Genomic DNA, 23,072 nt, shown 5'->3' on the forward strand with positions numbered 1-23,072 from the left:
CAGCCGAACCGACAGCGAGAGTGAATTCGTGGTCCTGAATCGCCGACCCTTCAGACGGAGCACCACGCGCCATTGGCGCGGGCTCGTGGCTGTGTTCGTCGCGGTCATGTATCTGCTCTCGGGCGCGCTCCACGGGGCCCACGACATCGATGTGACCAGCCCGTCCGGCGGCTCCGAGATCGCGGCGATGCTCGACCACGGCGCGGCCGGCCATGGCGATCATAAGGCGCTTGCCGGCCATCACTGCCACGGCTGCTTCTCCATCGCTGTCGTGCAACCGGTGCAGCCGGAAGCCGCGGCCGATGTAATGGCCGCGCCGGTCCCGCAGCGGCAGCCGGCGCTCGCCGGCATCGCGCCCGATACGGCATCCCCGCCCCCCAAGCACCTGACCTGAACGGATCAGCCGGGCGCCCCATCGCGCCCATCGGTTCTCCTTCACAGGTTCTGTTCATGTTTTGCAGGCGACTGGCTGCGCGCATCGCGTGCGCGCTGGCTATTCTCATCAGCCCACCCCTGGTGCTGACGTCACACGCCCAGACGCTGACCATGCGCGCGGCGCTCTCGCGCGCGCTGGCCGCGAGCCCGCGCCTGACGGCGGCGGAGCGCGACGTCGGCATCGCCACCGGTCAGCGCATCCAGGCCGGCGCGCTGCTCAATCCGGAACTGTCCTATGAACAGGACAATTCGTTCGGGTCGGGCATCTATCGCGGCACGAAATCGGCCGAGACCACCCTCCAGATCAGCCAGGCCTTCGAGCTGTTCGGCAAGCGCGACGCCAGGATCGCGGCCGGACAGGCCGGCATCGAGGTCGCCGCGATCCAGCGCAAGGCCGTCAGGTTGGAGGTGCTGTCGGAAACCGCGATCGCCTTCCTCAGCGTGCTCGGCGCGCAGCGGCGGATCCAGATCCTCGACGAGCAGATCGCCGCGATCGACCGGCTGACGCCGCTGCTCCGCCGCCGCGTGGAAGCCGGCGCCTCCTCTCCGGCCGAGACCGGCCGCGCCGAGGTCGCCTCCGCCCTGGTGAAGGCCGACCGCGAGCGATTCAAGGCGACGCTGGCAAGCGCCCGGCGCGAGCTCGCGGTGCTGATGGGCGATCCCTCTGCGAAATTCGGCGAGGTCTCCGGCCGGCTCGACACCACGGGGCGCCCGCCGACGTTCCAGTCGGTGGTCGCCGCCATCGATGCCAATCCGCAATTGGTGCGCTGGACGGCGGTCTTTGCCCAGCGCAATGCCGAACTATTGATGGCGCGGCTCAAGCCCTATCCGGACGTGCGGATCGCGGCCGGCTGGCGCCATTTCAACGAAACCAATGACGATGCGGCGCGCCTCACCGTCTCGGTGCCGATACCCGTGTTCGACCAGAACCAGGGCAACATCCTCTCAGCGCAGGAAAGCCTCGCCAAGACCGGGGCCGAGCGCGAGGCCAACCGCAACACGCTGATCGTGATTGCGGGCCGCGCCTATGACTCGCTCCAGGGCTCGCTGCGCGAGCTCGCGGTGCTGCGCGAGATCGCCATCCCCAAGGCCACTGAGGCTGCGGAAGCGATCTCGCAAGGCTACGGCCAGGGCCGCTTCTCCCTGCTCGAAGTGCTCGACGCGCAAGCGAGCGTGACCCAGGCGCGGCTGCGCGAGCAGGAAGCGCTGCAGAATTTCCATGCCGGTGTGGCGACCATCGAAGGCCTCGTCGGCAATCCCTTTGCGCTGGCCCGGGAGGGCGCTCGATGAAGACATCCTCCACAATCCTCGTCGCGATCGTGACCGCAGCGCTCGGTGCCTATGGCTACTCCATGCTTGCAGCGCCCAAGGTCGCACCGACCGAACATGCCGCGGACAAGAAGCCGGAGAAACCAAACGACCACGTCGAGCAGGACGAGCATGGCGCCGACCGCATCCGCATCTCCGACGTCAAACTCGCGGCCGCCGGCGTGACGCTGGCGGAAGCCGCGGGCGCCACGCTGACCGACACGCTGGCCTTCAACGGTATCCTGCGCGCCAATCAGGAAGCCGTGGTGCAGGTGACACCGCGCTTTCCGGGCGTCGCCAAGTCGATCCAGAAGCGCATCGGCGACAAGGTCGCCAGGGACGACCTGCTCGCCGCGATCGAGAGCAATCAGAGCCTCACGGTCTATGAGCTGAAGGCGCCGATCGCCGGCACCATCATCGAGCGGCAGATCTCGCTCGGCGAATACGCCTCCGAGCAGAAACCGGCCTTCGTCGTCGCCGACCTCTCCAGCATCTGGGTCGACCTGTCGATCTACCGGCAGGACCTCCGGCGCGTCCGCCTCAACGACGAGGTGCTGATCGACCCCGACGATGGCCGCGGCGAGATCAAGGGCGCGATCTCCTACATGGCGCCGATCGGCTCGAGCGAGACCCAGACCGCGCTGGCGCGCGTGGTGCTGCCAAATCCCGACGGCCGGCTCCGCCCCGGCCTGTTCGTCACGGCGCGGCTGATCCTCGCCGCACGCAATGTCGCAGTTGCCGTGCGGCGAAGTGCGATCCAGACGCTGGAGAACAAAACCATCGTGTTCGTCCGCGAGGACGGCGACAAGATCGAGGCACGTCCGGTCGAGCTCGGCGACCCCGATCCGAAATTCGTGGAGATCCGCGCAGGCCTTTTGGCCGGCGAGCGCTACGTCGCCGAGAACAGTTTTGTGGTCAAGGCGGAGATGGGCAAGGGAGACGCCGACCATGATTGACGCCCTCCTCGCCTTCTCCATTCGTCAACGATGGCTCGTGGTTCTGTTCGCGCTCGTCGCCGGCGGCTTCGGCGCCTGGAATTTCACCCGCCTGCCGATCGACGCGGTGCCCGACGTCACCAACGTCCAGGTCCAGATCAACACGCGCGCGCCGGGCCTGTCGCCGCTCGAAGCGGAGCAGCGCATCACCTTCCCGATCGAGACCGCGATGGGCGGCCTGCCCAGGCTCGACTACACCCGCTCGATCTCGCGCTACGGCCTGAGCCAGGTCACCGTCGTGTTCCAGGACGGCACCGACATCTACTTCGCGCGCCAGCTCGTCAACGAGCGCATCCAGCAGGCAAAGGACCTGCTGCCTGCAGGCACCGAGGTCGCGATGGGGCCGATCTCGACCGGGCTCGGCGAGATCTATGTCTACTCAGTCGAGGCCAAGGCCGGCGCGAAGTCACCGACCGGCGCCGAGTTCACGCCGACGGAACTGCGCACCATCCAGGACTGGATCATCAAGCCGCAACTGCGCACCATCCCCGGCGTGATCGAGGTCAACTCGATCGGCGGCTATGAGCGGCAATTCCACGTGCTGCCGATCCCCGGCCGGCTGATGGCCTACAAGCTCGGCTTCCGCGACATCATGACGGCGCTGGCCGCCAACAACGCCAATGTCGGCGCCGGCTATATCGAGCGCAACGGCGAGCAATATCTCGTCCGCGCACCCGGCCAAGTCGCCAATATCGAGGACATCAGGGACATCGTGATCGGCTCGCGCGGCGGCGTGCCGGTGCGCATCCGCGACGTCGCCGACGTCCAGGAAGGCCAGGACCTGCGCTCGGGCGCCGCGACCACCAACGGCAACGAAACCGTCCTCGGCACCGCCATGCTGCTGATCGGCGAGAACAGCCGCACCGTGGCCCAGCGCGTGAAAGCGAGGCTCACGGAGATCGCGAAATCGCTTCCCGACGGCGTGATCGCGCGCGCCGTCTACGACCGCACGCATCTGGTGGAAGCGACCATCCAGACCGTCGAGAAGAACCTCGTCGAAGGCGCGGCGCTGGTGATCGCGGTGCTGTTCCTGATCCTCGGCAACATCCGCGCCGCGCTGATCACGGCCTGCGTCATCCCGCTGTCGATGCTGTTCACGATATCAGGCATGGTCGAGAGCAAGGTCAGCGCCAATCTGATGAGCCTCGGCGCAATCGACTTCGGCATTATCGTCGACGGCGCGGTCATCATCGTCGAAAACTGCCTGCGGCTGCTCGCTGCCGAGCAGCACCGGCGCGGCCGGCTGCTGTCGCTCGAGGAACGGATGGAGACGATCCGCGCCGGCAGCAGCGAGGTCATCAAGCCGAGCCTGTTCGGCACGCTCATCATCGCCGTGGTCTATCTGCCGGTCCTGACCCTGACGGGGACCGAAGGCAAGATGTTCACGCCGATGGCCCTCACGGTGCTGATGGCGCTCGCGGGCGCGGCGCTGTTGTCGATCACCTTCGTCCCGGCCGCGGTGGCGATCTTCGTGACCGGCAAGGTCTCGGAGACGGAAAACCTCTTCATGCGGGCCGCCAAGCGGTTCTATGTGCCGCTGCTCGACCGCGCCATCCGCTACCGCGGCAGCGTCGCGTTTGGCGCCGTCCTGATCGTCGCCGGCAGCGTCTTCGCCGCGACACGCATGGGCGGCGAATTCATCCCGAGCCTCGACGAGGGCGACATCACCATCGAGACCATCCGGATTCCCGGCACCAGCCTGACCCAGAGCGTCGACATGCAGATTCGGCTGGAGAAGGCGGTCAAGCAAGTGCCGGAGGTCGCGACCATCTTCTCCAAGGTCGGTACCGCCGAGATCGCCAACGACCCGATGCCGCCGAACGCCGCCGACACCTATGTCACGCTCAAGCCGCGCGAGGAATGGCCCGATCCCGCCAAGCCGAAGAACGAGGTGATCGAGGAGATCGAACGCGCCGCCAACACCCTGCCCGGCACCGCCTATGGCATGACCCAGCCGATCCAGATGCGTTTCAACGAGCTCATCGCCGGCATCCGCAGCGACGTCGGCGTCAAGATCTTCGGCGACGATCTCGACGTCCTCGCCGGCATCGCCCAGCAGGTCAACGGCGTGGTCCGCGGCATCGAGGGCGCGGCCGACGTCAAGACCGAGCAGGTCGCGGGCCTGCCGATCCTCACCGTCAAGCTCGATCGCCAGGCGCTGTCGCGCTATGGCCTCAGCCTCAGCGAGGTGCAGAACCTCGTCGAGATCGCGATCGGCGGCAAGCCGGTCGGCAAGCTGTTCGAAGGCGATCGCCGCTTCGACATCGTGGTCCGGCTGCCGGAAAGCCTGCGTGCCGACCCTGACACGATCAAGTCGCTGCCGATCCCACTGCCGCCGGGCGAAGACGTGGCGGCCGTCACGAAGACCGCCTGGCCGGGGACATCGGGAACGACGCCGCGCTACGTGCCCCTCTCTTCCGTTGCGGCAATCGAGATCGCGCCGGGTCCCAACCAGATCAGCCGCGAGAACGGCAAGCGCCGCGTCGTGGTGATGGCCAACGTTCGCGGGCGCGATTTGCGCTCCTTCGTCGCCGAGACGCAAGCCGCCGTCGCGGAGAAGGTCAAGCTGCCGCCGGGCTACTGGATCGGCTGGGGAGGCCAGTTCGAGCAGCTGGTCTCGGCCACCAAGCGGCTGACCATCGTGGTGCCGGTGGCGCTGCTGCTGGTGTTCCTGCTGCTGTTCATGGGCATGGGATCGGCGGCTGATGCGGCGCTGGTGTTCTCCGGCGTGCCGCTGGCTTTGACGGGCGGCGTCGCGGCGCTCTTGCTGCGCGGCATCCCGCTGTCCATCAGCGCCGGCGTCGGCTTCATCGCGCTGTCGGGCGTCGCCGTACTCAACGGCCTCGTCATCATCGCCTTCATCGAGCGGCTGCGCAGCGAGGGACGATCCGTTGCGGAGGCGGTGCGCGAGGGCGCGCTGACCCGGCTGCGCCCGGTGCTGATGACCGCGCTGGTCGCCTCGCTCGGCTTCGTGCCGATGGCGCTCGCCACGGGCGCCGGCGCCGAGGTGCAGCGGCCGCTCGCAACCGTGGTGATCGGCGGCATCATCTCCTCGACCGTGCTGACGCTCCTGGTGCTGCCGGCGCTCTACATGCTGTTCCGGCGTGACGTGGCACGCGAAACGCCTAGAATGGCGGCTGATTTGGCAGCGTCCGGGGAGCGCTAGGTTTGGGCAGCCACGACCACCACGGCGATCACCATCATGACGATGCAGGTCACGGGCATGATCACGACCACGGTCATGATCATGGCCATGGTCGTGGTCTTGGCCACGCGCATGTCCATGCGCCCGCCAGTTTCGGCAAGGCCTTCGCGATCGGCATTTCGCTCAACACTGCGCTGGTCGTGGCCGAGGCGGTCTATGGCTATATCGGTAACTCCACCGCCCTGCTCGCGGACGCCGGCCACAATCTTTCCGACGTGCTCGGCCTGGTCGTGGCGTGGGGCGCCGCGATCGCGGCGCGGCGCGCGCCGAGCGGGCGCTTCACCTACGGCCTGCGTGCCTCGACCATCCTGGCGGCACTGGCCAATGCCGTGTTCCTGCTGGTCGCGACAGGCGCGATCGGCTGGGAGGCGACTTTGCGCCTGCGCGAGCCGGAGCCAGTCGCGGGGGTGACCGTGATGGTGGTCGCCGGCATCGGCCTCCTCGTCAACGGTTTCACCGCCATGCTGTTCGCGAGCGGTCGCAAGGACGACATCAACATCGAGGGCGCCTATCTGCACATGGCCGCCGACGCCGCCGTCTCGCTCGGCGTCGTCGTCTCGGCGGCGCTGATCATCTGGACCGGCTGGCTCTGGCTCGACCCCGTCACCAGCCTCGTCATCTGCGCCGCCATTCTCTGGAGCACGACCAGCCTGCTCCGCGGCTCCATCGACATGTCGATGGCGGCCGCCCCCAAGGGCACCGACCTCGCCGCGATCAGGGCGCTCCTGCTGGCGCGCCCGGGTGTGTCCGCGATCCACGATCTGCACGTCTGGCCGATCTCGACCACCGAGACGGCGCTGACCTGCCATCTCGTCATGCCCGCAGGTAGCGGCGATGCGTTCCTGATGGAGACCGCGCAGATGCTGAAGGCGTCCTTCCGCATCGGCCACACCACGCTTCAGGTCGAGACGCATCCGGATAATGGCTGTGCGCTGGCGCCGGATGATGTGGTGTGAAGAGGCATTTGCTCAGCTTCAACTGCGCACAACGGCGTCGAGCAGCGAGCGCTACGACGCCTTCGCCGTCACGGTCCAGATCGCGCCCTGAAGTGCCACCGACTGTCCCTTCAAAAACGGCGCGAGCATTTCGCGGATCGAGGCCTTAGCAGCCTCATACGTCTCCGGCGGATGCCCTTGCAGCGCACGGCTGGCCGGGCCGATCTGGAGCGCGCCGTCGACGGCGGCCTCGAGCCCACCGCCGATGGCGATATCCATCGCGAGATTGTGCCGCTCCATCGCCACATCGACGAAGCCCGCCCCTTTCAGGATGCGCATCACGCGCTCTTCGGATGCGAAGGCGAACGGGCCCGGCTCCTCCGGCCCGACCGGCGGCATTTTGGGCACGTGCTTGTAGACCGCCATCAGCGGCGCCATCATCCACGGGTTCTCCTTCGGCTCACGCCAACAGGCGAAGGCGAGCCGCCCGGACGGCTTCAGCGCGCGACGAAGGTTGGTGAAGGACGCAATGGGATCGGCGAAGAACATCACGCCGAAGCGCGAGGCCAGGAGGTCAAAGCTCGCCGGCTCGAACGGATGCACCGTCGCATCCGCCAGCACGAAATCGAGCGGCAGGCCCTTTGGCGCCAGCGCACGCGCCTGCGACAACATGGGGTCGGAGACATCGAGGCCGAGCGCGAAGCCATCAGGCGCCACCGCCTTCGCAAATGCCACCGTCGTTGCGCCGGAGCCGCAGCCGACGTCGATCACGCGCTCGCCCGGCTTCGGCCCGGCGCGATCGATCAGGACATCCGCGATCGGCCCGAGCAGCCTCTCCTGCACCGCATGTCGATCGGCCCAGCGTTGCCCGCTGGGGCCGTTCCAATAGGCGATCTGGTCGACATTCTGCTCGTGTCCGCTGGGTTGCTGCATCGGGACCTCATCGCGCACTCACGCGCCGTTCAGCCCATATCACGAACCGAAGTTGCGGCCCATTCAAATTGAAGGTCGGACGGGCACCGCTTGGATGCTTGTGCCTGGAGCCTACGAATTCGGCCAGGGCAGTTGGGCCTTGAGCTTCTCGCCAAGCAACTCCTCGCCGCAGGCGCTCAGATGATCGGGATCGCTGAACGTCAGACAATCGCCGGTCAGCAGGAAATACTGATCGACCTTGAGCACGTCGTAGAATGACAGATACTTGAAGGTCTGTGGCCCTTCGGCGACTTCCTTGGCAATCTCGGCGTCCAGCGCCTTGAAATGATGGAGCGAGACGGGATTCATCCTGAACGCGTCCCTTGCGATTGACGGCGGATCGCGGAAGTTGACCCGTGCTTCGACAAAGGGACCGAGCCACACGATCTTCGCCAGCGGCGCGATCGTCCGCAGATAGTTGATCGAGAAGGCGACCTTCTCGTAATTGATGAGATATCCCGTCTTCCACTCGAACAGGTGATGGTTTTCCGAATTGCCTTCCAGGTCGGTCAGAAGGTGAGCTCCCGACACGTTGAAGACGATCCCGCGCACGGAAGCTCCGTTGCGATCGAGGAAGCCCTTGAGCCTGGAATACGGACAGGCATCGCTGTCGTTCCACGCACGGCAGCCTTCGTCGACCAGACCGACGACGAACTCGCCGGGGCTCGCCTTGGCCACCGCATTGTAGACGTTCTCGCCGTGGGAATCGCCGACGACCATGGTGGCCGGGCCAAACTTCTCGGCACAGGATCGAAACCGCGCCTCGAACGCCTCGTCCGGACGGGGAGACCAGAACTGGCAGCCGCTGTCGATCAGCCGGGCCTTGATATCGCGCAAGCCATATTGCTTGATGAGCGCATAGGCCCGCTGGGTCGCCATGTCGTTGCGGGCGAGATAGCTGTTCTCGAGCCCGCCGGTGAAGATGCCGACCAGTCCGAGGCCGGCCAGTCCCGCGGAGGCAGCACCGCAATAGGCGAACACCTCGTTCCGGGTGAACCGCTTGCGGTCGCGCACCGGGCGCTCGACCAGCACGTAGGTCAGGTAGGCCAGGAGCAGCGCAATCGCCGAAAGGCCGATGAAGACCGGGATATTGGCCTCATAGATCGCTCCGAGCCGCGCAAACGCAAACACGGGCTGATGCCAGAGATAGGCGCTGTAGCTGATCAGGCCGATGCCAACGAGGCCGCGCGTCGCAACGATGCGGCCCGATAGCGTATCGGGTCGCAGGAACACGATCGCCAGCGCCGTGCCGAGTGTCGGCGGCAACGTGTAAACGCCGGGATAGGGAATGTTGTGATAGGTGAAGATCGGAATCGCGATCAATGCAAGACCGAGCAACGCAAGCGGCTCGGCGAGCCGGCGCGGCAGGCGCCGCGCTTCGGTCTCGATGCGGCACAGCGGCAGCAGCGCACCGATCAAAAGCTCCCAATACCTTGCCGGCAGGAGGTAGAAGGTCGCTGCCGTCGCGTGACGCGATCCCCAAACAGCGAGAGCGAAGCTCAGTACAGCGGTCGCGACAAACAACGCGATGGCGTGACGTCGACCGAGCTTGAGCAACAAGAACAGCGCGATCGGAAAGACCAGATAGAACTGCTCTTCGACCGCAAGGCTCCAAGTATGGACGAGTGGCTTGAGCTCGGTCGGCCCGTCGAAATATCCGCTTTGCGACCAGAAGAAGAAGTTCGAAACGAAACCGCAGACCGAGAGCAGGCTCCTGGCGAACTCCTCGAGATCGCGCGGGCTCAGCGAATAGATGGCGAACGGAATGCACGCAAGGCAGACCAGGAACAAAGGCGGCAAAATGCGCCGGGCGCGCCGCTCGTAGAAGCCGACGAAGCTGAAGCCGCCATTTTCATATTCGTCGAGGATGATCGACGTGATCAGATAGCCGCTGATCACGAAGAAGACGTCGACTCCGACAAAGCCGCCCGAGAATCCGGGAACCCCGGCATGATAGAGAATGACAGGCAGGACCGCGATCGCTCGCAGGCCGTCGATCTCCGGTCGGTAGGGCAGCTTGGTCGGCATATGGCCGGCGTCGGATCCAGGTGGTGCTTGGCAGGGCAGCCGCTCTACGCGTCCCAGTTCGGGCCGAGAAGACCGGCCGCAAGCACAAGATGCAGCCGGAACCGATGGCCGTCGGCTCGGTGCTGCTCGCTCGGCCCGTTCCAAGTGACGAGGCAGTACCGAAAAACGCGTTGGTGGGCGGTCACGGATTCGAACCGCGGACCCTCTCGGTGTAAACGAGATGCTCTAACCAGCTGAGCTAACCGCCCTCGCCGCCTCTTTATCCCTACCCGCCCTCGGTGAGCAAGTACGGAACATCAATCCTGCGGCCTCCCCGGCAGCCCCGGCACGGCGTCGATCCACACTGCCGCCGACTGGCACCAGATCTGTCGGCTGGGCCTCAGAGCGTCGCGCTGGCGGATGCTGCCCCAGCGGATGCCCCAGTCGTCTGCCTGGTCGCCCTCGCCGCTGGTGAACAGCGGGGAACCACAGTCGGCGCAAAAATGCTGGAAGCGCATCCGGCCGTTGTCGCCGCGCTTGCCGTAGATTTTTGGCGTGCCGCCGGTGAGCTTGACGTCGCCGGCGGAACAGATCGCGGTGACTCGGAACGGCGATCCCGTCAGCGTCTGGCAGTCCTGGCAATGGCAGACCGAGATCGCCTCTGGGTCGATCTCGGCTTCAAAGGTGATCTGCCCGCAATGGCATTGCCCGTCGATCTGCATCGCCCTCGTTCCCTTGCATCAAAGCAAAAACGGCGCCCGAAGGCGCCGTTTTATCATCTTTCGCTGGAGCTCAGTGAGCGGTCAGGCCGCCAGCGGCTTCGTCGCCGTCCGGCTTCACCGTCACCTTGGTGTCCTCCTCCCAGACGATCGGCACCGGCTTCTTCACCAGCGCCCTGGCGACGACGTCGTCGAGACGGGAGACCGGGATGATCTCCATGCCGCCCTTGATCGCATCGGAGATCTCCGTGAGATCCTTGGCGTTGTCCTCGGGGATCAGCACCGTCTTGATGCCGCCGCGGGCAGCAGCCAGCAGCTTCTCCTTCAGACCGCCGATCGGCAGCACGCGGCCGCGCAGCGTGATCTCGCCGGTCATCGCGACATCGTGGCGGACCGGGATTCCGGTCATGACCGAGATGATCGCGGTGGCCATCGCCACGCCCGCCGACGGACCATCCTTCGGCGTCGCGCCTTCCGGCACGTGCACGTGGATGTCGCGCCGGTCGAACAGCGGCGGCTCGATCCCGTAGACGATCGCGCGCGAGCGGACGTAGGACGCCGCCGCCGAGATCGATTCCTTCATCACGTCGCGCAAGTTGCCCGTGACCGTCATCTTGCCCTTGCCCGGCATCATGACGCCTTCGATGGTCAGCAGCTCGCCGCCGACATCGGTCCAGGCAAGGCCGGTGACGATGCCGACCTGCGGCTCGCTCTCGATCTCGCCGAAGCGGTACTTCGGCACACCCAGAAGCTCTTCGAGAGACTTCTCCGTGACCTTGACCGACTTCTTCTTGGAGATCATCAGCTCCTTCACCGCCTTGCGGGCGAGTGTGGAGAGCTCACGCTCCAGGTTACGCACGCCCGCTTCGCGGGTGTAGCGGCGGATCAGCAGCAGCAGCGCGTCGTCGTCGATCGAGAACTCCTTGGAGTCCAGGCCGTGCTTGGACACCGCGTTCGGGATCAGGTGCTTGCGCGCGATCTCGACCTTCTCGTTCTCGGTGTAGCCCGCGATCCGGATGATCTCCATGCGGTCCATCAACGGTCCCGGAATATTGAGCGTATTCGCGGTCGTGATGAACATCACGTTGGACAGATCGTAGTCGACCTCGAGATAGTGGTCGTTGAAGGTCCCGTTCTGCTCGGGGTCGAGGACCTCGAGCAAAGCCGAGGACGGATCACCGCGGAAGTCGGCGCCCATCTTGTCGATCTCGTCCAGCAGGAACAGCGGATTGGACGACTTGGCTTTCCGCATCGACTGGATGATCTTGCCGGGCATCGAGCCGATATAGGTGCGGCGGTGACCGCGGATCTCGGCCTCGTCGCGCACGCCGCCGAGCGAGACGCGCACGAACTCGCGTCCGGTCGCCTTCGCGATCGACTTGCCGAGCGAGGTCTTGCCGACGCCGGGAGGTCCGACGAGGCACAGGATCGGTCCCGTCAGCTTGTTGGCGCGCGACTGCACCGCGAGATACTCGACGATACGTTCCTTGACCTTCTCCAGACCGTAGTGATCGGAGTCCAGGATAGCCTGCGCCGATTCCAGGTCCTTCTTGACCTTGGACTTCTTGTTCCACGGGATCGACAGCAGCCAATCCAGGTAGTTGCGCACGACGGTCGCTTCCGCGGACATCGGCGACATCTGGCGCAGCTTCTTCAATTCGTGCTGCGCCTTCTCGCGCGCTTCCTTGGAGAGCTTGGTCTTGGAGATCTTCTCTTCGAGATCGGCGAGCTCGTCGCGACCGTCGTCGTCGCCGAGTTCCTTCTGGATCGCCTTCATCTGCTCGTTGAGATAATACTCGCGCTGGGTCTTCTCCATCTGGCGCTTGACGCGCGAGCGGATGCGCTTCTCGACCTGAAGCACCGAGATCTCGCTCTCCATCAGGCCCAGCACCTTTTCGAGGCGCGTGGTGACCGACAGCGTCTCCAGGATGCCCTGGCGATCCGCGATCTTGACGGCGAGATGGGAGGCGACCGTGTCGGCGAGCTTGGCGAAATCGGTGATCGCCTGCACGACGCCGACGACCTCGGCCGAGATCTTCTTGTTGAGCTTCACATAGCTCTCGAAGTCGGACACGACCGAGCGTGCCAGCGCTTCCGCCTCGACCGACTTCGCATCGGTATCGGCGAGCGCAATCGCGGTCGCTTCATAGTAGTCGGCGCGATCGGTGTATTTCTGCACGCGCGCACGCTCGAGCCCTTCGACCAGCACCTTCACGGTGCCGTCGGGAAGCTTCAAGAGCTGGAGCACGCTGGCAAGCGTACCGGTCTCGTAAATCGCATCGGGCGCCGGATCATCGTCGGACGCGTTCTTCTGCGTCGCGAGCATGATCAGCGCGTCGTTCTTCATCACCTCTTCGAGCGCGCGGATCGACTTCTCGCGGCCGACGAAGAGCGGCACGATCATGTGCGGGAAGACGACGATGTCGCGCAAGGGAAGCACGGGATAAGCGTGCGTTTCGCCATGGACGATGGTTGGCCTGGGTTTTGGATTAGTCATGGCCTTTTCCTTTTGCTTTGCCCCCTTGCACGCAGCCCGCCATGCTCATGCGCAACCGCCACAAGGTGCCGAGGTGATCCACAAAACCAGTCTACCATTCCAAGGGTGGACCGGGCTTGCCGGATCGGAACTGAGGCGAATCTTGAAGAGAATTCACGCTCGCCGCCGACATTAGGTGGCTATCGACCGGGGGGGTGTCAAGTCATTGAAAAACGCGCGCCATCAGGCGCTTACGCACACGGGTAAGCGACGCAAACTCGGCTGCGGAGATACCTTCCGCAGCCGTCACTTCTCAGGACGATTGGAGCGTTCCAGCGCCGCAAATCAGGCGCTGGCGTTCTCGACGGCGCGATCGGATCGATCGGCGTAGATGTAGAGCGGACGGGCCGTGCCTTCCACGACTTCGCGGGAAATCACGACTTCTTCCACACCTTCCAGACCCGGCAGGTCGAACATGGTCTCGAGCAGGATCGCCTCGAGGATCGAACGCAGGCCACGGGCGCCGGTCTTGCGCTCGATCGCCTTGCGGGCGACCGCGCCAAGCGCCTCGTCGGCGAAGGTCAGCTCGATGTTCTCCATCTCGAACAGGCGCTGGTACTGCTTCACAAGCGCGTTCTTCGGCTCGGTCAGGATCTTCTTCAGCGAGGTCTCGTCCAGATCCTCGAGCGTCGCCACGACAGGCAGACGGCCGACGAACTCGGGGATGAGACCATACTTCAGGAGATCCTCAGGCTCGACGTGACGGAAGATCTCGCCGGTACGGCGATCCTCCGGCGCGAGCACCTGGGCGCCGAAGCCGATCGAGGTCGACCGTCCGCGTGCCGAGATGATCTTCTCGAGGCCGGCGAAGGCGCCGCCGCAGATGAACAGGATGTTGGTGGTATCCACCTGCAGGAACTCCTGCTGCGGATGCTTGCGGCCGCCCTGCGGCGGGACCGAAGCCACCGTGCCTTCCATGATCTTCAAGAGCGCCTGCTGCACGCCCTCACCCGACACGTCGCGCGTGATCGAGGGATTGTCGGACTTGCGGCTGATCTTGTCGATTTCGTCGATGTAGACGATGCCGCGCTGGGCGCGCTCGACATTGTAGTCGGCGGCCTGGAGCAGCTTCAGGATGATGTTCTCGACGTCCTCACCGACATAGCCGGCTTCGGTCAGCGTCGTTGCGTCCGCCATCGTGAAGGGCACGTCCAGAATGCGGGCGAGCGTCTGCGCGAGCAGCGTCTTGCCCGAACCGGTCGGACCGATCAGCAGGATGTTCGACTTCGCGAGCTCGACGTCGTTGTGCTTGGTCTGGTGGTTGAGGCGCTTGTAGTGGTTGTGCACCGCGACCGACAGGACCTTCTTCGCGTGGCTCTGGCCGATCACGTAATCGTCCAGCACCTTGCAGATTTCCTTCGGCGTCGGAATGCCGTCGCGCGACTTGACCAGCGAGGACTTGTTCTCCTCGCGGATGATGTCCATGCAAAGCTCGACGCACTCGTCGCAGATGAAGACCGTGGGACCCGCGATCAGTTTGCGGACTTCGTGCTGGCTCTTGCCGCAGAACGAGCAATATAGCGTGTTCTTGGAGTCGCTCGTGCCGACCTTACTCATTCATGTCTCCGTCCGCGGTTCGATCCCGTTCCGCTCGATCGCTCCATCCCGACACACCGGTCGGTATGAAGTTCAAATAGAGCAAATTCCGTACCAAAAAAGACCCTACGCACTACATCCCGTGCGAATCACGGTCACTCGATTCTCCCGCGATCATAGCGGATCATTCGTAGCCAACCATGCTGTCACCCGACTATCAAGAATTCGCTAATCGGGGGTCGCCGGCTACCCGTGACAATACCGTGATTTCAGGTCTTGGCACGGGCGAAGTGATCGAAATCACCCCGGCGTTGCTGGATTGCCACGAAAAACAAGCACGAAAGCGGAACTTTCTGCCTGTCGCAGGGCGCAAAACGGCGTTTTGCAGCGCGCACACGAGTCCTAAACGTGAACGCTCCCCTGAAGGTACCCGGGCGCCCCCGAGGGACGCCGCTACCGACCGGTAGTGCTACTGGGTCTTCGCCGCGGCCGGCTCTTCGGCGCGCTTGTCGATGACCCTGTCGACCAGGCCGAACTCCTTGGCGTCGTTGGCGGTCAGGAACTTGTCGCGTTCCAGCGCGTCCTCGATCGTCTTGTAGGTCTGGCCGGTATGCTTCACGTAGATCTCGTTGAGCCGCTTCTTCAGGTTCAGGATTTCCTGCGCGTGCAGCATGATGTCGGTGGCCTGGCCCTGGAAGCCGCCGGAGGGCTGATGCACCATGATGCGCGCGTTCGGCAGCGAGAAGCGCATGTCCTTCTCGCCGGCGGCGAGCAGCAGCGAGCCCATCGAGGCCGCCTGCCCCGTGCACAGCGTCGAGACCGGCGGGCGGATGAACTGCATGGTGTCGTAGATCGCAAGGCCCGACGTCACCACGCCGCCCGGCGAGTTGATGTACATCGAGATTTCCTTCTTCGGATTTTCCGCTTCGAGGAACAACAGCTGCGCGACGACCAGCGTCGACATGCCGTCCTCGACCGGACCGGTCAGGAAAATGATGCGCTCTTTCAGCAGGCGCGAGAAAATGTCGTAGGCGCGCTCGCCACGGTTGGTCTGCTCGACCACCATGGGCACGAGGTTCATGTAGGTTTCAACCGGATCGCGCATGAGTCACCTAGGGTTTTCGGAGGCGGACATCGCCACTCTTGGCTGCCAGTCTGGCTGGATTTGCCGGAAGGCCGATGGACGCCCGTGATGCAGGAAGTTGGTAGCGGTAGAAGTTTGGGTACAGGGTGTACCGACAGATATAGCCCAATTCGCGCCAGACAAGTGCGGAGCGAATTAAGGCTTAATCCGCCGGGCACTTGAAGCTGATTCTCGCAAGAAGGCCCAGCCAGCCACATGGCTAGCCGGGCCCTTCCGCTGATCATCCTTAATAGAAGACTGTCTCAAAATAGAAGACTGTCTCAAAGCCTTCAGGCCGCGGTCTTTTCCGCCTCATCGTCCTTGTAGAGGTCCTCGCGCGAAACCTTCTTCTCGGTCACGTTGGCGAGCTCGAGGATGAAGTCAACGACCTTGTCCTCATAGATCGGCGCACGAAGCTGGGCCAGCGCCTGGGCGTTGCTGCGGTAATAGTCCCAGACTTCCTTCTCGCGGCCGGGCATCTGGCGGGCTCGCTCGATCACGGCGCGGCCGACCTCGTCGTCGGTCACGGTGATCTTGTTCTTCTCGCCGATCTCGGAGAGCACGAGGCCGAGGCGCACGCGCCGGTCGGCGATCTTGCGGTACTCTTCCTTGGCGGCATCTTCGGTGGTGTCCTCGTCGGCAAAGGTCTTGCCGGCCGAGTCCATCTCGGCCTTGACCGAGTTCCACATCAGATTGAACTCCTCGTCGACGAGCGAGGGCGGCGCCTCGAAGCGATGCGCCTCGTCGAGACGGTCGAGCAGCGCGCGCTTGACGCGCTGGCGCGTCGCACCGGCGAACTCGGCAACCAGACGCTCGCGCGCGGCTTCCTTCAGCTTGTCCAGCGATTCGAGGCCGAGCGTCTTGGCGAACTCGTCATCGATCGCAATGTCCTGCGGCGCTTCGATCGAGGTCGCGGTGGTCTCGAACTCGGCCGGCTGGCCGGCGAGCTTGTCGTTCATGTAGTTCTTGGGGAACGACACTTTCAGCGTGCGCGTCTCGCCCGCGCCGATGCCGGTGAGCTGCTCCTCGAAGCCGGGGATGAAGGTGTTGGAGCCGATGACGACCTGGATGCCCTCGCCGGTGCCGCCCTCGAAGACTTCGCCGTTGATGGTGCCCTTGAAGTTGATGGTGACGCGGTCGCCCGACCCGGCCTTGGCGCCGTCGGCCTTCGCGGCATAGCCGCGGTTGGTGTCGGCGATGCGCTTGATCGCCTCGTCGACGTCGGCGTCGGTAACGTCAGCCACGGGCTTCTCGACCTGGAAGGTCTTGAAGTCGGCGAGCGCGATCGACGGCACCACCTCGATCGCAACCGTGTAGGTCAGATCGGTCTTGCCGCTCAGCAGCTCCTCGACCTCGGCCTGCTCGCTCGGCATCGTGATCTTCGGCTCGGTCGCGAGGCGGAAGCCGCGCTCGGAGAACAGCTGCGTGTTGGTGTCGCGGATGGTCTGGTCGATGGTCTCGGCCATCACCGAGCGGCCATAGACCTTCTTCAGATGAGCGACCGGCACCTTGCCGGGACGGAAGCCGTTGATGCGGACCTTGTCCTTGAGGTCGACGAACTTGGCGCCGGCCTTGGCATCGAGATCAGACGCGGGAACGCTGATCTTGAACTCGTGCTTCAAACCTTCCGAGAGGGTTTCTGTGACCTGCATGGCGTCCAATCTTCTTCTCGTTCGGCCCCGGCACGCATGCGTCGGGACGCTGTCATTAATCGATCCAACGCGAGGCAAACGCCTCAACGCCGGTGGTTCATCAGAGCCCTGCTCCAGACGGAAAACATCCGCACGAAGCGAGGCCCTTCGGTAATCCGTGCAAACGCTGAAAGCGCTTGGTGCGGGCGGAGGGACTCGAACCCCCACAACTTTCGTCACTGGAACCTAAATCCAGCGCGTCTACCAGTTCCGCCACGCCCGCGTGAATTTGCATCAAGACCGGCCGCGATGCCGCGGGCGGCCGGGCTTATAGCATGCGCCTGACTGTTCGCAGCAAAAAAATGGCCTGATGGAGGCAGGCTTCAAGTAGGCACGATGGCTGGACTTATCCAGCGCGGCGTGGTCCGGATCGGGCCATGAAACCGCGGATCTTTCACCCGAGCCGACGCGAGGTTCTGGTTGGCCTCGGAGCCTCGGCTGCGGGGCTGATGGCCGGCGGCGCAGGTCCGTCCGTGACCGCCCAGATCGCCCTTCAGGCGAGGCCGGCAACGCTGGCTCTGAAGCCGGGGCAGCCGCCCACACCAATCTGGGAGCTGGCCGCCGTAAGCCATACCAGGGGCGTCCATCTCAAGCGCGGCGACCGCTGCGAGGTGGTATTCCGCAACGACCTGCCTGTGCCGCTTGCCCCAGTCTGGTACGGCCTCAACGGCCCGGCTGCGGCGGACCCGCTGCGAGGGCGCGCGCCGACGGCGCCGGACGCGACTGAAACTTCAATTATTTCAATACCAAACGCCGGAACCCTGCTGACCGACTTTCGCCTCTTCGAGGACGGCCTGAAGCAGCCGGCGCGGCCGCTTCCGATCATCGCGGAGGAGACGAGCCGCATCGCCGTCGATCGTGACGAGGTCCTGCTGATCGAGGAATGGCGCCTGCGGCCGGATGGGACCGCGCTGCCCCCGGGCCGCGCCCCCAAGGACACGACCCCGCTCTATACAATCAACGGGCAGACTTCATGCGAGCTCTCAGCCGCCGCCAATGAGCGGCTGCGGCTGCGCTTTATCAATGGCTCCCAACGCACTGTCCTCGCAATCAAATTGGAGAATCACGAGGTCCGCGTGATGGCCCTGGACGGACAGCCGGCCGAGCCGTTCCCGGCCCGCAACGGCGCCCTGGTGCTGGCCCCGGGCGGACGGGCCGACGCCTTTGTGGACGCAGCCACATCGGCCCAATTTCTGCTGCATGACGGCAAGGAGGCCCGCCCGATCGGAAACCTCACGATCTCCGGCAGGCTGGAGCGGCACGCGCCGCTGTTGCCGCCGCAGCCGCTCCCCGCGAATGCCCTGCCCGACCAGCTCGATCTCAGAGGCGCCCTGCGGTTCGATGTCGCGCTCGGTGCCCCCGATACCGGTTGGACGCGGCCGGCGAATTTCTCGACCTCCTCGGCGCCCGCCTTTCGCGCCAGGACCGGCCGCACCGTCGTGCTGACCCTCAAGAACCCCGCCCCGATCACGACTGTCTTCCACCTGCACGGCCATCCCTTCCGCCTGCTCGACAAGCTCGACGACGGCTGGAAGCCCTACTGGCTCGACACGCTCGCGATCGAGTCCGGCCAGACCCAGCGCATCGCGTTCGCGGCGACCTCGCCCGGACGATGGCTGATCGAATCCGTCGTGACCGACTGGGCCGCGCCGCGGCTGGTGCGCTGGTACGCGGTGGAGTGAGGTTTCGTAGGATGGGTAGAGTGCAGCGAAACCCATCGCCATCGCGCCGAGGTTTGAGATGATGGGTTTCGCTGCGCTCTACCCATCCTACCCGCCGGAGCGAGCAGCTCAGTACTCGATCCCCAGCGCGTTATAAATCCGCCGGTGCACGGCCGGCAGGGTCTCGGTCAGGTCCTCCGCGATCAGCCCCGGCCCCGCCTCGCTTGCCGCCTCGCCGTGCATCCACACGCCGATGCTGGCGGCTTCGAACGCCGGCACGCCCTGCGCCAGGAGCCCCGCGATGATACCGGAGAGCACGTCGCCCGCACCCGCCGTGGCAAGCCAGGGCGGCGCATTGGCGGCGATGGTGGCGCGGCCGTCCGGCGCGGCGATGGTGGTATCCGGCCCCTTCAGCAGCACCACCGCGCCGGAGCGTTCGGCGGCGGCGCGGACGCGCTCGAGCTTGGAACGGCCGGGGTGCTTGTTGCTGAGATCGGAGAACAGGCGCGGAAACTCGCCCTCGTGCGGCGTCAGCACCACCGCATTGTCGTGCGAGGCCTTGATCGATTCGAACAGGCGCTCGGGATTCGCGGCAAAGCTCGTCAATGCATCAGCGTCCAGCACCAGATGCCGCTGCGCGCCAAGCGCGGTGTGGACGAAATCGCAGGTGCGATCACCTACGCCTGTGCCGGGGCCGATGATGCAGGTGTTGTAGCGCTTGTCGCCGAGCAGCTCGCCGAACTCGATCGCGGTGTCGACGGGGCGAACCATCACCGCGGTCAGCGCGGCCGCATTGATCGCGAGCGCATCGCGCGGGCTCGCCAGCGTCACCAGGCCCGCGCCGGCCCGCAACGCGCCGCGCGCGGCAAGCCGCGCCGCGCCGGTCGCGGCTGCATCGCCCGAGACCGCCAGCACATGCCCTCGCGCATATTTGTGGCCGTCGATCCGCGGCACCGGAAAGGCCGCGCCCCAGAAATCCGGGTCGTTCTCGAAGGTCTGCGGCCTGATCTCGTCAAGCACCTGTGCGTCGATACCGATATCGGCAACGCGCACGCGGCCGCAATGCATCCGCCCCGGCAGCAGCAGGTGCGCCGGCTTCTTGCGGAAGAAGGTGACGGTCTCGGTGGCGTTGACCGCAGCGCCCAGCACGGCGGCGCTGGTGCCGTTGATGCCGCTCGGCAGATCGACCGCAAGCACCAAGGCACCGTTGGCGTTGACGGCCTCGATCATCGCGCGCGCCTCGCCGTCGACGGGGCGGCTGAGGCCCGCACCGAACAGCGCGTCGATGATCAGCGCGGGCTTTCCGATCGCCTGCGGATTGAACGGGAGCACCGGGTGCTTCCAGCCGCGCGCGGCGGAGGCCGCGTCGCCCTGGAGCTGGTCGCGCTCGCACATCAGGATCACCGAGACCTCGCGCCCCTGGGCGGCGAGCTCGGCGGCTGCGACAAAACCGTCGCCGCCATTGTTGCCGGGGCCGGCCACGATCAGGATCGGCCCCTCCTCCACCAGCGCGTTGGCGGCCTCGGCGACCGCCTGGCCCGCGCTCAGCATCAGCTTGAAGCCGGGCGTGCCGGCCGCGATCGAGAGCTGGTCGGCGCGCTGCATTTCGGCGTTGGTCAGAACTTCCATGCCACTTCCCTGTACAAACGCATCTTCAACAGGCATCTTCGGTGCCGATCCGACCGCCGGAACGCCGATTTGCCCACAGATTGAACCGTTTGCCTATTTCGTAGTCTTCGGTATTTTGGGCCGGTCGGCTCCACCTATCAGAGATGCTCGTTAAAAGGCTGATAACGCTCCAATAATCAGGGCATTTGCAACTTGGCATAGACCCTGCTTTCGAGGAAGCCGCTTCGGTTCGTCGTGCTCACTGACATCTATCAGGGTGTGGCCGGCCGTTGGTGCCGGGCTGGTCAGGGATCCCGGCATAGCGAAGACAAGATCGTGCGTGAGAAAAGCGCATCCTGACGAAGACGTTGCTATTTGATCGAAATGCCGGGAGGCGCGCAGTGAAGAAAATCGAAGCCATCATCAAGCCGTTCAAGCTCGACGAGGTGAAGGAAGCGCTTCAGGAAGTCGGCCTTCAGGGCATCACCGTCACCGAGGCCAAGGGCTTTGGCCGGCAGAAGGGACACGCCGAGCTTTACCGCGGCGCAGAATACATCGTCGACTTCCTGCCCAAGGTGAAGATCGAGATCGTGATCGGCGACGATCTGGTCGAGCGCGCCATCGACGCGATCCGCCGCGCTGCGCAGACCGGTCGCATCGGTGACGGCAAAATTTTCGTCTCCAACATCGAAGAGGCGATCCGCATCCGAACCGGCGAATCCGGGCTGGACGCTATCTGAGCCGGGTGCTATCCCGCATTTTGCGACACTCTGACAAGAAATAAGGCTGCTTCGGCGGCCCGAATTCGTTTGTGCGGTCGCGCGCGAACTCGCCAAAAGCGAGAATAATCCTGCTCATCTGGAAACCGACCCGCAGAGCCAAAAGGGGTATGCATGAAGACCGCCAAAGACGTCCTGAAATCGATCAAGGACAACGACGTCAAGTACGTCGACCTGCGCTTCACCGATCCGCGCGGCAAGTGGCAGCATGTGACGTTCGACGTCAGCATGATCGATGAAGACATATTTGCCGAAGGGACGATGTTCGACGGCTCCTCGATCGCCGGCTGGAAGGCGATCAACGAGTCCGACATGTGCCTGATGCCGGATCCGGTGACCGCGACGATCGATCCGTTCTTCGCCGAGACTACCATGGTCATCACCTGCGACGTGCTCGAGCCGACCACCGGCGAGCCCTACAACCGCGACCCCCGCGGCATCGCCAAGAAGGCCGAGGCGATGGTGAAGTCGATGGGCGTCGGCGACACCGTCTTCGTCGGTCCCGAAGCCGAGTTCTTCGTGTTCGACGACGTGCGCTTTTCCTCCAGCCCCTACAACACCGGCTTCAGGCTCGACTCCTCGGAGCTGCCGACCAACACCGACACCGAATATGAAGGCGGCAATCTCGGCCACCGCGTCCGCACCAAGGGCGGCTACTTCCCGGTCCCGCCGCAGGACTCGGTGCAGGACATGCGCTCGGAAATGCTCGGCGCCATGGCCAAGATGGGCGTCAAGGTCGAGAAGCATCACCACGAGGTCGCCTCCGCCCAGCACGAGCTCGGCATGAAGTTCGACACGCTGACGCTGATGGCCGACCATCTGCAGATCTACAAATACTGCATCCACCAGGTCGCCCACATCTACGGCAAGACCGCCACCTTCATGCCGAAGCCGGTCTATGGCGACAACGGCTCGGGCATGCACGTGCACCAGTCGATCTGGAAGGACGGCAAGCCGGTGTTCGCCGGCAACAAATATGCCGACCTGTCGGAGACCTGCCTCCACTACATCGGCGGCATCATCAAGCACGCCAAGGCGATCAACGCCTTCACCAACCCCTCGACCAACTCCTACAAGCGTCTGGTCCCGGGCTATGAGGCTCCCGTGCTGCTCGCCTATTCCGCGCGCAACCGGTCGGCCTCCTGCCGCATCCCCTACACCGCTTCGCCGAAGGCCAAGCGTGTCGAGGTGCGCTTCCCGGATCCGCTCGCCAATCCCTATCTCGGCTTCGCCGCGATGCTGATGGCCGGCCTCGACGGCATCAAGAACAAGATCGATCCGGGTCCGGCGATGGACAAGGACCTCTACGACCTGCCGAAGGAAGAGCTGAAGCAGATCCCGACGGTGTGCGGCAGCTTGCGCGAGGCGCTCGAGAACCTCGACAAGGACCGCGCCTTCCTCAAGGCCGGCGGCGTGTTCGACGACGACTTCATCGACAGCTACATCGAGCTGAAGATGGCCGAAGTCGAGCGCTTCGAAATGACCCCGCACCCGGTCGAGTTCGACATGTACTATTCGGGCTAAGCGGCCCGAACTGTCTGCGACAAGCAAAAGGCGCTCCG

The 23,072-nt window shown here is 64.8% G+C and carries 17 protein-coding genes and 2 tRNA genes; 8 read left to right on the forward strand and 11 right to left on the reverse strand.

Annotated elements, in window-relative coordinates; all coding sequences use genetic code 11:
• The first annotated feature begins 28 nt into the window (after positions 1-28).
• Genes ACFLEY_RS26295 through ihpC form a run of 4 tightly spaced genes read left to right on the forward strand, consistent with a single transcriptional unit; the run spans position 29 to position 5,904 of the window.
• Positions 29-394, forward strand: a complete 366-nt coding sequence (locus ACFLEY_RS26295; protein WP_011087699.1) for a hypothetical protein — start codon at positions 29-31, stop codon at positions 392-394.
• 56 nt (positions 395-450) lie between these two features.
• Entirely contained in the window at positions 451-1,725 is a 1,275-nt protein-coding gene (ihpA, locus tag ACFLEY_RS26300; protein WP_028171693.1) for a divalent metal ion exporter subunit IhpA, read from the forward strand.
• Positions 1,722-2,699, forward strand: coding sequence for a divalent metal ion exporter adaptor subunit IhpB (ihpB, locus tag ACFLEY_RS26305; RefSeq protein ID WP_060912434.1), 978 nt, complete (start codon positions 1,722-1,724; stop codon positions 2,697-2,699). The genes ihpA and ihpB overlap by 4 nt, the downstream gene beginning before the upstream one ends.
• On the forward strand, positions 2,692-5,904 hold the full coding sequence (gene ihpC, locus ACFLEY_RS26310) for a divalent metal ion exporter subunit IhpC (protein ID WP_060912435.1): 3,213 nt from the start codon (positions 2,692-2,694) through the stop codon (positions 5,902-5,904). Before ihpB ends, ihpC begins: the two co-directional genes overlap by 8 nt.
• On the opposite strand, the gene ACFLEY_RS26315 is transcribed toward ihpC, so the two are convergent.
• Positions 5,901-6,023 carry a hypothetical protein gene (locus tag ACFLEY_RS26315; RefSeq protein WP_342714472.1) on the reverse strand — a complete coding sequence of 41 codons (123 nt, stop codon included), beginning with the start codon at positions 6,021-6,023 and terminating at the stop codon, positions 5,901-5,903. The genes ihpC and ACFLEY_RS26315 overlap by 4 nt on opposite strands.
• Positions 6,024-6,083: 60 nt before the next feature.
• Here ACFLEY_RS26315 and ACFLEY_RS26320 point away from each other — a divergent pair, with 60 nt between their 5' ends.
• The gene (locus ACFLEY_RS26320; RefSeq protein ID WP_396604245.1) at positions 6,084-6,899 is read left to right on the forward strand and encodes a cation diffusion facilitator family transporter; all 816 of its coding nucleotides are present in this window, start codon (positions 6,084-6,086) and stop codon (positions 6,897-6,899) included.
• A 51-nt stretch (positions 6,900-6,950) separates the two neighbouring features.
• On the opposite strand, the gene ACFLEY_RS26325 is transcribed toward ACFLEY_RS26320, so the two are convergent.
• The 9 genes from ACFLEY_RS26325 to ACFLEY_RS26365 form a co-directional block, all read right to left on the reverse strand.
• Positions 6,951-7,811, reverse strand: coding sequence for a class I SAM-dependent methyltransferase (locus ACFLEY_RS26325; RefSeq protein ID WP_060913120.1), 861 nt, complete (start codon positions 7,809-7,811; stop codon positions 6,951-6,953).
• A 111-nt stretch (positions 7,812-7,922) separates the two neighbouring features.
• Positions 7,923-9,878 carry an acyltransferase family protein gene (locus ACFLEY_RS26330; RefSeq protein ID WP_211433451.1) on the reverse strand — a complete coding sequence of 652 codons (1,956 nt, stop codon included), beginning with the start codon at positions 9,876-9,878 and terminating at the stop codon, positions 7,923-7,925.
• A 171-nt stretch (positions 9,879-10,049) separates the two neighbouring features.
• A tRNA-Val gene (locus ACFLEY_RS26335) sits at positions 10,050-10,126 on the reverse strand.
• A gap of 48 nt (positions 10,127-10,174) precedes the next feature.
• Entirely contained in the window at positions 10,175-10,579 is a 405-nt protein-coding gene (locus ACFLEY_RS26340; protein ID WP_060912437.1) for a GFA family protein, read from the reverse strand.
• Positions 10,580-10,649: 70 nt separating this feature from the next.
• Positions 10,650-13,073 (reverse strand): endopeptidase La, encoded by a 2,424-nt coding sequence (gene lon / locus ACFLEY_RS26345; protein WP_011087707.1) that lies wholly within the window; start codon positions 13,071-13,073, stop codon positions 10,650-10,652.
• Positions 13,074-13,397: 324 nt separating this feature from the next.
• Entirely contained in the window at positions 13,398-14,669 is a 1,272-nt protein-coding gene (gene clpX, locus ACFLEY_RS26350; RefSeq protein WP_008547851.1) for an ATP-dependent Clp protease ATP-binding subunit ClpX, read from the reverse strand.
• Positions 14,670-15,117: 448 nt separating this feature from the next.
• Positions 15,118-15,753 (reverse strand): ATP-dependent Clp protease proteolytic subunit, encoded by a 636-nt coding sequence (locus ACFLEY_RS26355; protein WP_011087708.1) that lies wholly within the window; start codon positions 15,751-15,753, stop codon positions 15,118-15,120.
• A 308-nt stretch (positions 15,754-16,061) separates the two neighbouring features.
• Positions 16,062-17,423 carry a trigger factor gene (tig, locus tag ACFLEY_RS26360; protein WP_060912438.1) on the reverse strand — a complete coding sequence of 454 codons (1,362 nt, stop codon included), beginning with the start codon at positions 17,421-17,423 and terminating at the stop codon, positions 16,062-16,064.
• A 177-nt stretch (positions 17,424-17,600) separates the two neighbouring features.
• A tRNA-Leu gene (locus ACFLEY_RS26365) sits at positions 17,601-17,685 on the reverse strand.
• 154 nt (positions 17,686-17,839) lie between these two features.
• On the opposite strand from ACFLEY_RS26365, the gene ACFLEY_RS26370 reads away from it, so the two are divergent.
• Positions 17,840-19,144, forward strand: coding sequence for a multicopper oxidase family protein (locus ACFLEY_RS26370; RefSeq protein WP_211433452.1), 1,305 nt, complete (start codon positions 17,840-17,842; stop codon positions 19,142-19,144).
• Positions 19,145-19,252: 108 nt separating this feature from the next.
• Here ACFLEY_RS26370 and ACFLEY_RS26375 read toward each other — a convergent pair whose 3' ends face one another.
• Positions 19,253-20,752, reverse strand: a complete 1,500-nt coding sequence (locus tag ACFLEY_RS26375) for a bifunctional ADP-dependent NAD(P)H-hydrate dehydratase/NAD(P)H-hydrate epimerase (protein ID WP_038966309.1) — start codon at positions 20,750-20,752, stop codon at positions 19,253-19,255.
• Positions 20,753-21,132: 380 nt separating this feature from the next.
• On the opposite strand from ACFLEY_RS26375, the gene ACFLEY_RS26380 reads away from it, so the two are divergent.
• Both ACFLEY_RS26380 and glnA read left to right on the forward strand, forming a co-directional pair.
• Entirely contained in the window at positions 21,133-21,471 is a 339-nt protein-coding gene (locus ACFLEY_RS26380; protein WP_007603495.1) for a P-II family nitrogen regulator, read from the forward strand.
• 153 nt (positions 21,472-21,624) lie between these two features.
• On the forward strand, positions 21,625-23,034 hold the full coding sequence (gene glnA / locus ACFLEY_RS26385) for a type I glutamate--ammonia ligase (protein ID WP_060912439.1): 1,410 nt from the start codon (positions 21,625-21,627) through the stop codon (positions 23,032-23,034).
• Positions 23,035-23,072 lie beyond the last annotated feature (38 nt).

The organism is Bradyrhizobium sp. YCK136, from assembly GCF_044570075.1.
GTDB classification, from domain to species: Bacteria; Pseudomonadota; Alphaproteobacteria; order Rhizobiales; family Xanthobacteraceae; genus Bradyrhizobium; species Bradyrhizobium diazoefficiens.

Coding starts and splice junctions, on each gene's coding strand:
- ACFLEY_RS26315 (WP_342714472.1), bottom strand. CDS start 6,023: ATGGACATGCGCGTGGCCAAGACCACGACCATGGCCATGATCATGACC.
- tig (WP_060912438.1), bottom strand. CDS start 17,423: ATGCAGGTCACAGAAACCCTCTCGGAAGGTTTGAAGCACGAGTTCAAG.
- ACFLEY_RS26355 (WP_011087708.1), bottom strand. CDS start 15,753: ATGCGCGATCCGGTTGAAACCTACATGAACCTCGTGCCCATGGTGGTC.
- ACFLEY_RS26370 (WP_211433452.1), top strand. CDS start 17,840: ATGAAACCGCGGATCTTTCACCCGAGCCGACGCGAGGTTCTGGTTGGC.
- ACFLEY_RS26340 (WP_060912437.1), bottom strand. CDS start 10,579: ATGCAGATCGACGGGCAATGCCATTGCGGGCAGATCACCTTTGAAGCC.
- ACFLEY_RS26330 (WP_211433451.1), bottom strand. CDS start 9,878: ATGCCGACCAAGCTGCCCTACCGACCGGAGATCGACGGCCTGCGAGCG.
- ihpA (WP_028171693.1), top strand. CDS start 451: ATGTTTTGCAGGCGACTGGCTGCGCGCATCGCGTGCGCGCTGGCTATT.
- ACFLEY_RS26325 (WP_060913120.1), bottom strand. CDS start 7,811: ATGCAGCAACCCAGCGGACACGAGCAGAATGTCGACCAGATCGCCTAT.
- lon (WP_011087707.1), bottom strand. CDS start 13,073: ATGACTAATCCAAAACCCAGGCCAACCATCGTCCATGGCGAAACGCAC.
- ihpB (WP_060912434.1), top strand. CDS start 1,722: ATGAAGACATCCTCCACAATCCTCGTCGCGATCGTGACCGCAGCGCTC.
- clpX (WP_008547851.1), bottom strand. CDS start 14,669: ATGAGTAAGGTCGGCACGAGCGACTCCAAGAACACGCTATATTGCTCG.
- glnA (WP_060912439.1), top strand. CDS start 21,625: ATGAAGACCGCCAAAGACGTCCTGAAATCGATCAAGGACAACGACGTC.
- ACFLEY_RS26375 (WP_038966309.1), bottom strand. CDS start 20,752: ATGGAAGTTCTGACCAACGCCGAAATGCAGCGCGCCGACCAGCTCTCG.
- ihpC (WP_060912435.1), top strand. CDS start 2,692: ATGATTGACGCCCTCCTCGCCTTCTCCATTCGTCAACGATGGCTCGTG.